Origin of the sequence: Proteiniclasticum ruminis DSM 24773 (assembly GCF_000701905.1) — a bacterium.
GTDB classification, from domain to species: Bacteria; Bacillota; Clostridia; order Clostridiales; family Clostridiaceae; genus Proteiniclasticum; species Proteiniclasticum ruminis.
Window position 1 is genome coordinate 945,612 of record NZ_JNKC01000001.1, and the last position, 15,433, is coordinate 961,044.

12 protein-coding genes are annotated in these 15,433 nt (G+C 44.6%); all 12 read right to left on the bottom strand.

Annotation, left to right across the window (positions count from 1 at the left end):
- Positions 1-3 precede the first annotated feature (3 nt).
- The 12 genes from T487_RS0104620 to alr all read right to left on the bottom strand — a co-directional run bounded on the left by T487_RS0104620 (position 4) and on the right by alr (position 15,387).
- Positions 4-1,500 (bottom strand): peptidoglycan D,D-transpeptidase FtsI family protein, encoded by a 1,497-nt coding sequence (locus T487_RS0104620; protein ID WP_031574594.1) that lies wholly within the window; start codon positions 1,498-1,500, stop codon positions 4-6.
- Positions 1,497-2,696 carry an FtsW/RodA/SpoVE family cell cycle protein gene (locus tag T487_RS0104625; RefSeq protein WP_031574597.1) on the bottom strand — a complete coding sequence of 400 codons (1,200 nt, stop codon included), beginning with the start codon at positions 2,694-2,696 and terminating at the stop codon, positions 1,497-1,499. The genes T487_RS0104620 and T487_RS0104625 overlap by 4 nt, the downstream gene beginning before the upstream one ends.
- A gap of 9 nt (positions 2,697-2,705) precedes the next feature.
- Entirely contained in the window at positions 2,706-3,137 is a 432-nt protein-coding gene (locus tag T487_RS16380) for an FHA domain-containing protein (RefSeq protein ID WP_031574599.1), read from the bottom strand.
- A gap of 209 nt (positions 3,138-3,346) precedes the next feature.
- On the bottom strand, positions 3,347-6,166 hold the full coding sequence (uvrA, locus tag T487_RS0104635) for an excinuclease ABC subunit UvrA (RefSeq protein WP_031574600.1): 2,820 nt from the start codon (positions 6,164-6,166) through the stop codon (positions 3,347-3,349).
- A 23-nt stretch (positions 6,167-6,189) separates the two neighbouring features.
- Entirely contained in the window at positions 6,190-8,187 is a 1,998-nt protein-coding gene (gene uvrB / locus T487_RS0104640) for an excinuclease ABC subunit UvrB (RefSeq protein WP_031574601.1), read from the bottom strand.
- A gap of 85 nt (positions 8,188-8,272) precedes the next feature.
- Positions 8,273-9,406: a PDZ domain-containing protein gene (locus tag T487_RS0104645; RefSeq protein WP_031574603.1), complete on the bottom strand. Its 1,134-nt coding sequence runs from the start codon at positions 9,404-9,406 to the stop codon at positions 8,273-8,275.
- Positions 9,407-9,423: 17 nt separating this feature from the next.
- Complete coding sequence (locus tag T487_RS0104650) at positions 9,424-10,632, bottom strand: S41 family peptidase (protein WP_036909072.1); 1,209 nt, start codon at positions 10,630-10,632, stop codon at positions 9,424-9,426.
- A 41-nt stretch (positions 10,633-10,673) separates the two neighbouring features.
- Positions 10,674-11,558, bottom strand: a complete 885-nt coding sequence (gene ftsX, locus T487_RS0104655; protein ID WP_031574608.1) for a permease-like cell division protein FtsX — start codon at positions 11,556-11,558, stop codon at positions 10,674-10,676.
- The gene (gene ftsE, locus T487_RS0104660; RefSeq protein ID WP_031574610.1) at positions 11,545-12,237 is read right to left on the bottom strand and encodes a cell division ATP-binding protein FtsE; all 693 of its coding nucleotides are present in this window, start codon (positions 12,235-12,237) and stop codon (positions 11,545-11,547) included. The genes ftsX and ftsE overlap by 14 nt, the downstream gene beginning before the upstream one ends.
- Before the next feature lie 179 nt (positions 12,238-12,416).
- Complete coding sequence (locus tag T487_RS0104665) at positions 12,417-13,280, bottom strand: YitT family protein (RefSeq protein ID WP_031574612.1); 864 nt, start codon at positions 13,278-13,280, stop codon at positions 12,417-12,419.
- Complete coding sequence (locus T487_RS0104670; RefSeq protein ID WP_031574618.1) at positions 13,277-14,149, bottom strand: YitT family protein; 873 nt, start codon at positions 14,147-14,149, stop codon at positions 13,277-13,279. Before T487_RS0104670 ends, T487_RS0104665 begins: the two co-directional genes overlap by 4 nt.
- Positions 14,150-14,157: 8 nt before the next feature.
- Positions 14,158-15,387, bottom strand: a complete 1,230-nt coding sequence (gene alr / locus T487_RS0104675) for an alanine racemase (RefSeq protein WP_242848012.1) — start codon at positions 15,385-15,387, stop codon at positions 14,158-14,160.
- Between the last annotated feature and the right edge of the window lie 46 nt (positions 15,388-15,433).

A 15,433-nucleotide genomic window follows, 5' to 3' on the forward strand; every position in this document is an offset into this window, starting at 1 on the left:
TCATCACCTGTTTTCTGTGTACCAGCGCATGAGCTCTGTGGCGATGGAGGCGGCTTTTCCACCACCTGAACCGCCATCCAGAATCACCACTGCCACAGCAATCTGGGGATCCTCATAGGGGGCAAAGCCCACAAACCAGGAATTCACCACATCAATTTTCGTGCCGTCGGTCTTCTGGTAGAAGTCCTGTGCTGTTCCTGTCTTTCCAGCACCTCTCAGTTTTGCCAAGGCTTTCATGGTCTCATTTCTGCTGCTGTCCACATTATTTTTCATAAAGGTTTTCACCGTCTGGGCGGTCTCTGTATCCGCCACGGTATTGTACAGTTTCGGTGCAAACTTTTCTTTCTGGGTTCCATCATACTTCAGTACAGAATTCACAATCATCGGAGTCATGAGGTTTCCATCATTGGCTATGGCAGAGGCCACCATGGCCATCTGAAGGGGAGAGGCCGAAACGCCTGTCTGTCCCACTCCAGAAGCAGCCAATGCACCATCCTCATTTTTAGGATATTTGGGCGCTTTGGAAGTACTCATATTGAGGAAGGGGAAGGACTGCTCCTTGTTGAATCCGAACCGCTCCACCACTTCTGCCAAGGATTCTCCGCCAAGCTCGATGGCCAGGGTGCCAAACACCACATTGGAGGACACCGCAAAAGCTTCCTTCAGCTTAATGTTGCCATGAGGAGTTCCATTGATGTTGGGGAGATTATTCCCCACGTTTACTTTAAGTTCTCCATTGTCTTTGAAGGTTCTTTCCTCTATACCATCCAGCTTTTCCAGAGCGGCAAGAAGCGTGATGATTTTATAGGTAGAACCAGGCGCATAACTTCCTCTGGCTGCAGTATTTAAGAATACTCCATCATCATACTGCTTCTCATTGAGAGAGGCATAGTTTTCTTTCAGTCCATTGGGATCATAGCTGGGTCTGTTCACCATGGCCAAAATTTCCCCTGTTTTAGGATTCATGGCCACAATGGCTCCTTTTTCTCCCAGTTCATCTCCCAGAAGATCATAGGCTCTCCACTGGAGCTCCTGATCTAAAGTTGTGACGACACTGTTCCCTTCTTTGGTTCTGTTCAAAATTGAAGAAGGATCCTTCAGCATTTCCAGAAAACCTTCTTTCGAGAAGTCAAAGACAAACTCATCCTTCGTCAGGATGTCATCCAGGGCATATTCCAGCCCTGTGACGGTATTTCTCTGTTCATACCCGAGGACCTGAGCAAATGCTTCAGCTCCCTGATAGATTCGTTTCTGTGTGTTGTCCGCTTGCCGTTCACTATAGGTCAGCACTTTTCCGTTTCTATCGAAAATAGTACCTCTTAGAATCTCATTTCTTTTGGCCTGTTCTCTTACATTTCCAGGCTTAGCAGCAATCTCTTCTGCTAGGACCCCATGGAAATAGAGCATATAACCCATGATACCCACAAAAAGGGCAAGGATCACGGCGGAGATGACTTTTATATTTCTGTTCAGTGCTTTTTTTCGTTCCAGTTCATTCATGACGCCGCCTCCTCTGAAATTTTCTGAATGATGCCAAGGCTGAAGAATACCGTCAGCATGGAGGTTCCACCGTAGCTGATCAAGGGCAGTGTTATACCTGTTAAGGGAATCATATTCAGCACACCACCGATGATGACAATGACCTGCATAGCAATCATTACAGAAAACCCTACCGCCAGGAGGGATGTAAAGGTGGACGTGGCCTTCAGCGCACTACGGATGTTCCGATAGAACATCAGAAAATAGATGATGAGAATGAGGAAGGCAAAAATCATGCCCAGCTCCTCAACAATCACCGCAAAGATATAGTCCGATTCACGGACAGGGATATACTGTGGAGCTCCATGTCCAAGACCGCTTCCAAAGAGACCACCTGACGCCATGGCATAAAGTCCCTGAACAATCTGGTAGCTTTCATTCTGTGCATACTCCCAAGGATTTCTCCAAATCATCACACGTCTTCTGATATGCGGGAAGATATAGTAGCTGAAGACAGCTCCTACAGCACCAATACCGAAGGATGCCAGAAGGTACTTCACCTTGGATGTAGCCGCAAAAATCATGGCGATGCTGATGAAAGCAAAAATCATGGCAGAACCCAGATCTCTCTGAAGGACCATGAATCCTATAGACACCAGGACAATAATTCCAGGCTCAATTAGGGATTTCAGAGTTTTGAAATCCTTCAGACTGCTGGCCAGATAGAAAACAAAGAATATTTTTCCAAACTCTGATGGTTGAAAAGAGATGAATCCTAAGTCCACCCAGTTTTTAGCACCATATCGGGTTTCTCCGATGAAGGTGGCCATGGCCATGAAAACCACAGTTCCCACTAGATACAGGTATCTGAACTTCATAAAGCGTTTCAAATCCGGCAGCACGATCACCAGGGAGATATAGGTGCTGATACCGATGATGAACCACAGCACCTGTTTGATGGCTATGGAAGGGTTCAGTCTGTAGAGTACCGCGATACCAATGACAGGCAGCACCGAAACAAACGTTACGAGGAACTTGTCCCCATTGCCGAAAAACTTGTTGATGACAAAATGCGCATAGGCAATGAGTACACACATGACGCCTGCCATGACCATGGCTCCGATATCAAATACCGGCTGGAAGATGGCAATGTTGAAAAAGAGCCCAAAAGTCAAAAGAAAAATGGGCATCAGCATTCTGATTTTAGAATCTTTCATTCTAGCCTCCTAGAGCATTTTCACCTTCATGGTGAGATTGCCCACTTTAATCACGTCATCTCTCTTGAGATACGTCTTCTGTGTCAGCTTCTTGTCATTGAGAAGGGTCCCATTGGTGGATTCATTGTCTTCAATGACAAACCGCCCTTCATGGGGGAAAATCCGGAAGTGGTATCCTGATACATAAGGATCTTCCAAAACCACTGTATTGTCTTCTTTTCTGCCAAAAGTGGTCTCTTCTTTGATGTTGAACTTTCCACCTTCACTTAATCTATGATTCTCCCCTGTCTTCAGGATGAGAAGCTGCAGAGCTTTCTCACTGATGACCTCCTGTCCATTCATATCTTTTGACATGAGAATCAGGGACCGGATGATGATATATAAAAGAATAAGGACGAAGAAACCTGTAAAAACCAATCCAATAAACCGTTCAATATCCATATAAAGCCTCCTTGCACATTGCATTGATATTCCTATTTTACTAGGAAAACATGAAGAATCTTTGAAATCCTTCTAAATTCTATTACTACTATTCTACAAAAAGTCTGAAGAATATGCCATGAAAGTGAAAGAACTACAGAAAATATAAAGAAAAGGCTCCCTCTCCAGAAATAGACCGGAATAAAACCGCCCTGGAGAAGGAGTCTTGTTTACAGCATTTTCTTCAGATAAAGTCCCGTGTAGGAGTGCTCATTCTTTGCCACTTCTTCTGGAGTACCAACAGCAACAAGAGTACCCCCTTTGTCTCCACCCTCTGGACCCAGATCTATAATATGATCTGCGCATTTGATGATATCGAGGTTATGTTCAATGACGATGACACTATTTCCTAAGGAAACCAGTTTCTGGAGTATTTCATTCAGCCTCTTCACATCATCTGTATGAAGTCCTGTGGTGGGTTCGTCTAGGATATAGAGAGTCTGGCCTGTACTGACTTTAGAAAGTTCATAGGCGAGCTTGATTCTCTGAGCTTCTCCGCCAGAAAGCTGCGTAGAGGGCTGCCCCATTTTTACGTAGCCCATACCTACATCCATAAGAGTTTCAATCTTTCTATGGATTGAAGGAAGGTTCTCAAAGAACCGCTCTGCTTCTTCCACAGTCATCTCCAAAACATCCGCGATGTTCTTTCCTTTGTATTTCACTTCCAGGGTTTCACGGTTGTAGCGCTTTCCCTTACATATTTCACAGGGCACATAGACATCCGAGAGGAACTGCATTTCAATCTTGATGATTCCATCTCCACTGCAGGCTTCACATCTTCCGCCCTTCACATTGAAGGAGAATCTGCCTGGTTTATATCCTCTCGCCTTGGCTTCCGGAGTATTGGCATAGAGATCTCTGATCTTGTCAAAGACCCCGGTGTAGGTGGCAGGATTGGAACGTGGAGTTCTTCCAATGGGGCTCTGATCAATGTCAATGATCTTATCGATGTATTCAATCCCCGTCACTGCATCATGTCTTCCCGGTAGGACTCTCGCCTTGTTCACCTTCCGATGCACAGCTTTATAGAGAATCTCATTGACTAGGGTGGATTTTCCTGATCCGGAAACCCCCGTCACAGCCACTAGCTTTCTCAATGGAAATTCCACAGTGATGTCCTTCAGATTGTTTTCCGTCGCACCTTTTACAATAATGTGTGTTCCGTCACCAGATCTTCTTTCGGAAGGCACCTCAATTTTCATCTCTCCTGTGAGATACTTCGCTGTAATGCTCTTTTTCGATTTCATGACCTGCTTCACAGTTCCCTTGGCAACCACCTCGCCACCGTGCTCCCCTGCTCCTGGTCCAATGTCCACAATATAATCCGCATTTCGGATGGTGTCTTCGTCGTGCTCCACCACCACAAGGGTGTTTCCATTGTCCCGCAGCGCTTTCAGTGTTTCAATGAGCTTATCGTTATCTCTTTGGTGGAGTCCGATGGACGGTTCATCCAGAATGTAGAGCACCCCCATGAGACTGGAGCCGATCTGGGTGGCCAGACGGATTCTCTGAGCTTCTCCACCGGAAAGCGTTCCCGCATTTCTGGCAAGGTTCAGATAATCCAGTCCCACATTCACCAGAAACTGCAGCCTGGCTTCTACTTCCTTCATGATCTGCTCACCAATCATCACCTGACGCTCCGTGGGCTCATAGTTTCTGATGAAATTCAGTGACTCCTGAATGCTCATGGTGGTAAATTCAAAAATATTCTTTCCTGCGATGGTCACTGAGAGCACTTCCGGCTTCAGTCTTGCTCCATTACAGGTTGGACAAGGGTTGCTGCTCATAAACTGCTCAATCTCGCCCTTGATATAATCGGATCCACTTTCCATATAGCGCCTCTTGAGGTTATTCACTTCCCCTTCATAGGCATACATGTATTCTCCTTTGGAATAATTCTTGGTATAGAACACTTTAAGCTTTTTGCCTCTGGTTCCATAAAGAAGAATGTCCACAATCTCATCGCTCAGATCTTCGATCGGGGTATTAAGATCAAATTTATATTCTTTGGACAGCGCCTGCAGAATCCCAAAGGTCCAGGAATCTTCCTTCAGTCTACTGTCACCCCAGGACGCCATGGCACCATCCATGATGCTTTTTGTTCTGTCAGGAATCACAAGGTTCTCATCGATTTCAAGAAGTGTTCCCAAACCATCACAGTGCTCGCATTTTCCATAAGGAGCATTAAAGGAGAAAAGCCTTGGTTCCAGCTCTTCCAACCCAATGTTATGCTCCGGACAGGCGAACTTCTCAGAGAAGACCTGATCTTCCCCATCGATGACACTGATGATGACCGTTCCTTCTCCCAGTTTTAGCGCTTGTTCTATGGACTCGGTCAGTCTTCCTTTGATGTCCTCACGGATGACCAGTCTGTCCACCACCGCTTCAATGTTATGTTTCAGGGTCTTTTTCAGCTTCACTTCCTCTTCCGTGATGTCCACAATGATCCCATCAATTCTTGCACGGACATATCCAGTTTTCTTGATGGTCTCAAAAATCTTCTCATGCTCTCCCTTTTTCCCTTTGATCATGGGAGCCAGCACATGGATTCTTGTTCTTTCCGGAAGCTCCATGATTTTATCCACCATCTGGTCCACACTCTGGGAAGAAATCTCCCGGTGGCAGATGGGGCAGTGGGGAACACCTAACCTTGCATAGAGAAGTCTCAGATAATCATAGATTTCAGTAACGGTCCCTACCGTGGATCTCGGATTTTTTGAAGTGGTTTTCTGATCAATGGCGATGGAAGGGCTGAGTCCTTCAATGGACTCCACATCCGGTTTATCCATCTGACCCAGAAACTGCCTTGCATAGGAAGACAGGGACTCCACATATCTTCTCTGTCCCTCCGCATAGAGGGTGTCAAAAGCCAGAGAGGACTTCCCTGACCCGGACAATCCCGTCAGAACCACCAGTTTGTCTCTTGGGATCTCCACATCGATATTCTTCAGGTTATTTACTTTTGCGCCTTTGATGACAATATTTCTCATATTTTACTCCTACCTGCGGAAAGCTACCCTTTCCTGTTCTTGATCAGTTCTTTCTTCAGTTTTGCAATCTCATCTCTAAGATACGCAGCTTTTTCAAACTCCAGATCTTTGGAAGCTTTATACATTTCAGTCTCAAACTTTTTGATGGTTTTCTCCAGCTGCTCTTTATTATACTTCACCACATCTTCCAGAGACTCAAATTCCTGTACCTCATCCACAATCTGTGAAATTTCCAGAACGCCACGAATATCCTTGATGATCGTTGTTGGCGTGATATGATGTTTCGTATTGTACTCTTCCTGAAGCTTCCTTCTTCGTTCTGTTTCCTTCATGGCCCGATCCATGGATTTTGTGATGGTGTCAGCATAAAGAATAACTTTACTTTCACTGTTTCTGGCAGCACGGCCGATGGTCTGAATCATTGAGGTTTCCGAACGCAAAAAACCTTCCTTGTCTGCATCGAGAATCACTACGAGAGCAACCTCTGGAATATCCAGTCCTTCTCTCAAGAGGTTGATACCCACAAGCACATCAATCTCACCAAGTCTTAGATCCCTGATGATCCTCATACGCTCCATGGTGTCGATGTCTGAATGCATATAGGTCACCTTTACCCGCAGTTCCTGGAAATACTTGGTGAGATCCTCAGCCATTCTTTTAGTCAGTGTTGTGATGAGGACTCTAAATCCTTTCTCCACGGTTCTATTGATCTCTCCATAGAGATCATCAATCTGTCCCTTCACAGGCCGTACAAACACCTCAGGGTCCAGTAGACCTGTAGGTCTTATGATCTGTTCTGCAATGACAGCAGAATGCTCCTTTTCATAAACAGAAGGTGTGGCAGAGACAAAAAGCACCTGATTGATTTTTTCTTCAAATTCCTCAAATTTCAAAGGTCTGTTATCAAAAGCCGACGGCAGCCGGAATCCATACTCCACCAGATTCTGTTTTCTGGACCGGTCTCCTGCATACATCGCCCTAAGCTGAGGAAGTGTCACATGACTTTCATCAATAAAGATGAGGAAATCATCTGGAAAGTAATCCAGAAGTGTCTTGGGTGGTGTATGAGGAGGTCTTCCATCGAGAATTCTCGAATAATTCTCGATGCCTGAGCAGTATCCCATTTCCATCATCATCTCAATATCAAAGTTGGTCCTCTGTCTCAGACGCTGCGCTTCCAGAAGCTTGTCCTGGCTGTTCAGCTCACGGACCCTCGCTTCCATCTCTTCCTCGATTTCTTTGATGGCTCGTTGCAGATTCTCATAGGAAGTGGCAAAGTGGGAGGCAGGGAAAAATACCGTATGGGACAGTTCATGGAGAATCTCTCCAGTAAGAACATCAAACTCTCTGATTCTGTCAATTTCATCACCGAAAAATTCAATACGGACGCCTCTGCTGGACTCATTGGCAGGAATCACATCGAGAATATCTCCCCGAACCCGAAAGGAACCTCTGGCAAAATCAATATCATTTCTTTCATATTGGATCTCAATGAGCTTTCTGATGATGTCGTCTCTATCCTTGGTCATACCAGGCCTTAATGATATAGAAAGATTCTTGTATTCATCCGGATTTCCCAGACCATAAATACAAGAAACAGACGCGACAATAATCACATCTCTGCGTTCAAATAGAGCCGAAGTCGCGGAGTGCCTCAGCTTATCAATTTCCTCGTTGATAGAGGAATCTTTTTCAATATAGGTATCCGTCTGAGCCACATAGGCTTCTGGCTGATAATAATCATAATAGGAAACAAAGTACTCCACGGCACTGTCTGGAAAGAACTCCCGAAACTCCGAGGTGAGCTGCGCAGCCAGGGTCTTATTATGTGCCAGGACCAAGGTAGGCCTTTGGGTTCTTTCAATAATATTCGCCATGGTGAAAGTCTTACCTGAACCGGTCACCCCTAAAAGTGTCTGTCCTCTGTTTCCACTTTCGATGGAGTTGACCAGTGTATTTATCGCGTCCGGCTGATCACCTGTTGGTTTGAATTTTGATGCAATGGTAAAGGTTCCTTCCAAAACATAGTCCCTCCTTTTTGCTTGTTCCTCATCTATTATACACTTCTCCATTTAAAAAGTACATATGTTCACTTATTCTTCACAGCTACAGTTTGCCTTCCTTTTTCATCTGAAAAAATTCAGCACTTGGAGGAACCACAAGGATTCCAGTGCTTGTGCCTGGAAGAATGGTAAACCGTATACTCTTATTGATTAGTTCCGCAGTCCGGACTTCCAGAGAAATGGTCCGCTCATAGGATAAGGTACCCATGAAGGCCAGAAGATTCTTATAAGTTGGATTGATCTTTCCATCCACCTTATAAATTCTGTCTCCAGATCTCAGTCCGGCAAGATAAGCTGCGGAGTTCTCACGCACTTCCAATACCATGATTTCTTCCTCACTGGACACAAACTTAGGTGCTCTCTTCTTCTCCATAAATCGGAATATCAGAGGTTCCAGATAAAGAAGCGCTGGAACTACAGCAAGGAGAAGATACGTCCACTCCATATGGAAACTGATGAGATAGGAGAGAAGTAGAATCACTGTGCCTGATATTATTTTGAGAGCACTCAATATAAATCTTCCTTCTTTTTTCCCGAAGGTCATCACCGTTTCTTTCATGGAAAAAAACTGAAGAATGGGGAGAAAAAGAAGAGAAGACCCCAGGATACTTCCTCCAGCAGTGACAAAAGCCGCTACAGAAGGCAGCATAAAGCTTTTCTCGATACGGAATCCTCCTCGCAGCTCCTCTTTTCTAGAGAAAAGTACTGGCAAATCTCCCCCCTCATAGGATACGAGAAAAATCAGCCCTTGAACCATCATGGAGATGCCAAGGAACAAAAAAATCTGGATGAGGTCATGGGAAGAAATGAGTCTTCCTTGGAGAAGATACATGAGAAGAAAAACTGTAAGAGCATGAAACCCGACATTCACATAACCGGAAAATCGGGTGACAGAAAATATACTCAGCATAAAAATGATGGCCACTTCTAAATAGGTGAAAAAGGCAATCTGAAACATACCAGCCAAAAGACTGATGGCAAATCCGCCGACAAGACCATAAAATACCTGATAAAAAGTTAAAACTAGGGGATGGTTTTCACTTTCCCCTAGTACTAGCTTTCTCAGTGACGCTTCCTGGACATTCTTTATATAGAACATCACAGCTGCGGCGATTAAAATGATCCATTGCGGAGAACTTAGCAGGCTACTATATCCCTGCAGAATCTCACTAAACATACAATGTCCCTCTTTTCTTATTGCAAACCGTCCTGTAGAATCTCCACAGCTTTCTGAAGCTGTGTATCATTATCAATGGTCAGCGGAGCTTCAACACCCTCTGGAAGCTGCACCTCCACATCTGGGAGAATTCCCTCCCCATGAATATTGATGCCATTTGGTGAATAGTAGGAAGATACAGTAACTTTCACACCTTCCTTGTTACCAACATTGAACACCATCTGGACAATACCTTTACCGAAAGATTTCTGACCAACGATGGTTGCGGCTTTATAGTCCTTCAGGGCACCTGCCACCACTTCAGAGGCAGAAGCGCTGCCCTCATCCAGAAGCACCACCAGAGGTGCACCGATGAAATCTCCACCCTTGGATAGATATTCCCGTTTCTGTTGGGCTTTATCCAGCGTATAAAGAACTGTCTTCCCTTTTTCCACAAAGAGAGAAGCGGTGTCCACAGCTTCATCCAGATATCCGCCCGGGTTTCCTCGAAGATCCAGAATGTATCCTTCAGCACCCTGTGCTTTCAGCTCTTCCATGGCTTCACGGACCTGCTTTGCCGTATTGTTTGTAAATTGGAGCATGGTCACATGACCAATATTCCCAGCAACCATCTCAGACTGCACATTCACAAGAGTTATGCTCGCACGGACAATGGTCACTTCTTTCTCAATCCCATTTTGTGAAATGGTTAGGGTGACAGGTTTCCCTTCTTCCCCTTTGATCACAGATACTGCTTTGTCCATTTCCGAGCCTTTATACTCCACACCTTCCACTTTCAGAATAAAGTCTCCAGCACGGATTCCTGCCTCATAGGCAGGTGATCCTTCAAAAGGTGTGATGACAACAATCTTATCTTCCTTGATTCCTACCATGACACCGATGCCAACGTAGTTGCCTTGGCCATCGTCTTGAAACTCCTGATACTCCTCCTGATTGTAAAACACTGTATATGGATCTCCCACAGCATCCACCATACCTTTGATGGCGCCTTCCAGAAGAGCCTCATCACCAATGTCCTGATAATACTGCTGATGCAGCACATCTTTGACTTCAAAGAGTTTATCGAAAGAACCGTCATTTGTTGAGCTTCCGCCGCCACCTGGAAGTATGACCGGACTGTTCAGGGAACCGTAAATGGATCCGCCGAAAAAGGATCCGATGGCTACCACCAGAAACAGAATCACCAGTATGATTTTGGGAAAACCTCTTTTTTCTTCCTCGTACACAGCTATCACTCTCCAAACCTTGCATTTATCTAAGAATTCAATTATACATCCAAGAATCTCTTTAATGCAATAAAACTACCCAATGCACCAATGACAAGTCCGGTAAGTCCAAACTGCCAGGAGAAGCTGTTGAGCACCTCGCTGGGTTTTACAAGACCTGCATAAAAAAGACTCTGCGTGATATCTGCATAGACCAGCTGGTAGGCAAAGAAAACCACACCAACAGCAATGATGCCTCCGATGAGTCCCATGATCATCCCTTCTATAAGGAATGGCCATCTGATAAACCAGTCTGTGGCACCGACAAATTTCATGATACCAATCTCTCTTCTTCTGGAATAAACCGTCAGTTTGATGGTATTGGAGATCAGGAACAAGGACACCAGCACAAGGATGATGAAAATCACAACACCCATGGTTCGGATGATTTTAGCAAGTCCAATGATTCTCTCCACCGTCTCTCTCTCATTTCCCACATCTTCCACACCTCTTACACCAGAAAGGGCTTCTTCCACACGCATAGCTGCCTCAGGCTCTTCCAAGCTCACCACAAAGGAATTGGGCAGCGGATTCCGGTCTTCAGAGAACCCTGCAAGGATCGCGTTGTCTTCGCCAAGTCTTTCCTTAAACTTATCAAAAGCTTCCTCTTTGGACTCATAGGTGACTTCTTTGACACCTTCAACCCCCTGAAGAATGGTCTCAATATTCGACTGTTCCTGAGTGGTGATTTCATCGATAAGATAGGCTTTGATCTCTACTTTGGATTCCACAGACTCCACGCCCATATTGATGGTCTGAGCTACAATCAGAAAGACACCGAAAATAAACAGTGTAGCTGCAACAGTAATGATACTTGCGAAGGTGATGGTCTTATTTCTCTTAAGACTCTTCAGCGCATCTATGATAAACATCTTAAACTTCTGCATTGAACTCGTACCTGCCCTTCTTTTCGTCTCGAACGATTCTACCCTTTTCCAAGGCGATTACTCTTCTCTTGCTGGAATCCACAATATCTTTGGCATGGGTTGCCATAAGCACTGTCGTTCCGGCCTTGTTGATATCCATGATAAGTCTCATGATATCTTTAGCTGTTTCAGGGTCCAGATTTCCCGTTGGCTCATCCGCAATGAGTACAGTGGGATTGTTTGCGATGGCTCTGGCAAGGGATACTCTCTGCTGCTCTCCACCGGACAGTTCATTTGGAAAACTCTTGGATCTGTCGGAAAGTCCGACCAGAGCCAGCACCATAGGTACACGTCTTCTGATTTCTTTTGGGGTAGCGTCGATGACTCTCATAGCGAAAGCCACATTCTCATATACATTCAGTGTCGGAATCAGGCGATAGTCCTGAAACACCATACCGATTTTTCTTCTATAGTAAGGAATATCCTTTTTCGTGACATTTCTGAGGCTTTTGGTTCCTACAACAACCTCTCCCATGGTCGGTTCAATCTCTTTTAAAAGCATTTTAATAAAAGTGGATTTACCAGCACCACTGGCACCTACGAGAAAAACAAATTCGCCGGGTTCAATCTTTATACTAATGTCATTTAATGCTACTACATGATTGTCATATTTTTTGGTTACATTCTTAAATTCAATCATTTTACATCTCCCAAAGTTTCTTTTTTGCATAATGAAGCTTCCCCTTCACTACGCTGTCCATCATCACATCAGACTTCAGCTGTCGCTGAACCGATACACGTCTTCACGATTATACATTATGTCATAACCATGTGAAGATATTATGAAGAAGCATAGGTGCATACTATCACTTGAGCCTCTTACAGTTTGATATCAATAAAGCCCTCACCAAGCACTTCGTGGACTTCATTGACGGAGATGAAGGCCCTTGGATCAATTTCCTTGATAAAACCTTTTAATCTAATATATTCTCGTCTGCTTAAAATGACATAAAGCACCTGAATATCCTCAGAGGTGTACCCGCCATATCCATTGAGGACAGTACAGGACTTGTCCAGCTCCTCAATGATGAATTTGATGATCTCCTGTTCTTTCTTGCTGATGATCATCAGTTCCTTAGACGTATTGAATCCCAGAATCAGCCGGTCAATAAGCGTGCCGTTGATGACAATGGCAAGGAGCGCATAGAGTCCCGCGGTGATGCCGAAGGTTGCAATACTTGTAAGACCAATGACAAAGTCCACCACAAGGAGAGCTTTTCCAATATCCATGTGAATATACTTATGGAGAATCTTTGCCAGAATATCCGTACCGCCTGTGGAAGCACCATAATTGAACACCATGGACATACCAATCCCAATGACAAAGGTTCCAACAGCAGCATTAATAAATAAATCATCCGTAAGCACTCCAGGAGTAAAAAATGTTTCCATCACCCACATGATCACAGACAGCCCAAAAGAAGCATACAGCGTTTTAGCACCGAATCCACCGCCCACGGTGACAAAAGCCACAGCAAACAGAATCAGATTCAGTACTAAAATGATGGCTCCGACAGGAATCATACTAAGAAAGCTGTTGATGATGATGGCAAGACCCGAGACACCTCCGGCAGCAATGTTGTTTGGAATATGGAAATACTCCAAACCAAAAGCCACCAGGAAAATTCCGATGGTGATCATAATGAAGTCTTTCACGCTAAAATCCTTGAGTATTCTTTTCATCCAACAGCCTCCTTCTTGTCAGGTTTTCGCTTTGGCAGTGAAAACCCCTGTCCCAGAACTTCCGTGGTGCTTGTGACAGTGACAAAAGCATCCGGATAATACTCTCTGAGAAACGTCTTGAGATTGACAAATTCTTTGGTGGACAGCACTGTATAAATCACATAATTGCCTTCTCCAGAAAAGGCACCTTCTCCATTGAAGATCGTAGCTCCTCTCTCCAGAACTTCCACCACATAGGACTTTACTTCTTCCTTGTTTCTGGTGATGATAAAGACCTGTTTTTTCTCATTGAAACCGCCTACGACCCTGTCGATGACTACGCCATTGAGGAAAGTGGCAAGACCTGCATAAAGTCCCCGTTCAATGCCAAAAAATGCTGCCACGAGAACCACCACTAGAAGATCGATGATGGTCATGGAGACTCCCATGGATAGATTTGTATATTTATTGAGTATTTTCGCAATAATATCCGTCCCGCCAGTGGAGGCATCCTGATTGAAGACCATCCCAAGTCCCGTACCCAGAAGAAGAATCCCGAGGAGCGTTGCAAGCATCAGATCCCCAGTGACTTTTTCAGGTCTGATGACATTCTCAATGACCCACATGATACCCGACAACGAAAAACTGGCATAGAGGGTTTTAAAACCAAATCCTCCCCCCAGCAGTTTAAAAGCAAGAAGAAAAAGAATGCCATTGAGCACAATGACATAAGTGGATATAGAGACTCCAGGAAAGAGGGAGTTCAATATCAGACCGATACCAGACACCCCTCCTGGTGCAATTTGGTTCGGAACAAAAAAGAGCTGGATGGCCACAGCCACCAGAAGAGCTCCAATGGTTATGAGAATATATTCTTTAGATTTTTTCATACGATCTCCTACACATAAACTTTACTTTGAATCTCTTTCCCCTCACTCAAATAGATTCTGGGGATTCTTTTAGATACAGCACAGGTGATCTCATAATTGATGGTGCCAAGAATCCTTGCCATATCATCCGCATTAAAGACCACATCGCCTTCTTCTCCCAACAGCGTTACGGTATCCAGACGCTTCACATCCGGAACTTCTGTCACATCCACCATGATGTGGTCCATGCAGACAGACCCTACCTGTGGACATAGCACACCATGTACAATGACTTTCGCTTTGCCGGATAGATTTCTGAAATATCCATCCGCATAACCAATGGGAATGGTTGCGATTTTTGTTTCTTCTCTCTCTGTTACAAAGCAGTGTCCATAACTGATTCCTGTACCTCTGGGTACCGTCTTCAGCTGTGCGATGATTCCTTTGAGGCTCATGACCGGTTTCAGAGACAGGTTTTCTTTTCTTACCTCATCAGAAGGATGATAACCGTAAAGAATGATTCCAGGACGGACGCTTTCAAGATACGTCTCCTTAAGATCCACAATGGCAGCGCTGTTGGCTACATGTTCATGCAAAAAGAAGACTCCTTTTTCTTGCAGCTTATCCATGGCTTTTCGGTACTTCTCAAGCTGTTTATGCGTGAGGCTCTTATCCTCTTCATCAGAAGCAGCAAAATGAGTATAAATGCTGTCCATAGAAAGACCTTCCAGCTGACTGATTTTTATGATTTCATCGATTCCATCCTTCTCTGGAGAAAATCCAAGACGGCCAATACCCGTATCAAGAGAAATCAGCACCTTTGCCTTTTTCTTCTGCTTTAGTGCTGTCTCATGAAGAATCAGTGCATCATCATAACTTACCATATGAAGCGTCAGGTCTTCTTTGACTGCCTCCTCATAGAAACCAGGGGGCGTATAGCTCATCACAATGATATCTTCTCTGATGCCGCTTTTCCTGAGGGCTAGTGCTTCTCCTGCGATGGCCACGCCAAATGCATCCGCCCCATGGGTCAGCATAGTTTTTGCCACCTCAGCAGCTCCATGTCCATAGGCGTCCGCCTTGACAATGGCAATCAGTCTGCTGTTTCCTATAAGTTTTTTTATATTTTTCACATTATATGCCAAATGATCCAGATTGATTTCCGCCCATACCGGACGCAGCTTTTCGGTAAACATCAAGCTCAGTTTCCTCCCTGTGATGTAAGCAGAACTTTCTCTTCTGCCTAAAAATAAATCCATCTTCTATCTTATCATAGGTCTCAATGATGTTTCATCCATTTCTTCC

Bases quoted from the DNA above. Each gene is read 5' to 3' on its own strand.
- ftsE (WP_031574610.1), bottom strand. From the start codon at position 12,237: ATGATTGAATTTAAGAATGTAACCAAAAAATATGACAATCATGTAGTA.
- T487_RS0104670 (WP_031574618.1), bottom strand. From the start codon at position 14,149: ATGAAAAAATCTAAAGAATATATTCTCATAACCATTGGAGCTCTTCTG.
- T487_RS0104665 (WP_031574612.1), bottom strand. From the start codon at position 13,280: ATGAAAAGAATACTCAAGGATTTTAGCGTGAAAGACTTCATTATGATC.
- uvrA (WP_031574600.1), bottom strand. From the start codon at position 6,166: ATGAGAAATATTGTCATCAAAGGCGCAAAAGTAAATAACCTGAAGAAT.
- T487_RS16380 (WP_031574599.1), bottom strand. From the start codon at position 3,137: ATGGATATTGAACGGTTTATTGGATTGGTTTTTACAGGTTTCTTCGTC.
- T487_RS0104645 (WP_031574603.1), bottom strand. From the start codon at position 9,406: ATGTTTAGTGAGATTCTGCAGGGATATAGTAGCCTGCTAAGTTCTCCG.
- T487_RS0104625 (WP_031574597.1), bottom strand. From the start codon at position 2,696: ATGAAAGATTCTAAAATCAGAATGCTGATGCCCATTTTTCTTTTGACT.
- T487_RS0104620 (WP_031574594.1), bottom strand. From the start codon at position 1,500: ATGAATGAACTGGAACGAAAAAAAGCACTGAACAGAAATATAAAAGTC.
- ftsX (WP_031574608.1), bottom strand. From the start codon at position 11,558: ATGCAGAAGTTTAAGATGTTTATCATAGATGCGCTGAAGAGTCTTAAG.
- alr (WP_242848012.1), bottom strand. From the start codon at position 15,387: ATGGATTTATTTTTAGGCAGAAGAGAAAGTTCTGCTTACATCACAGGG.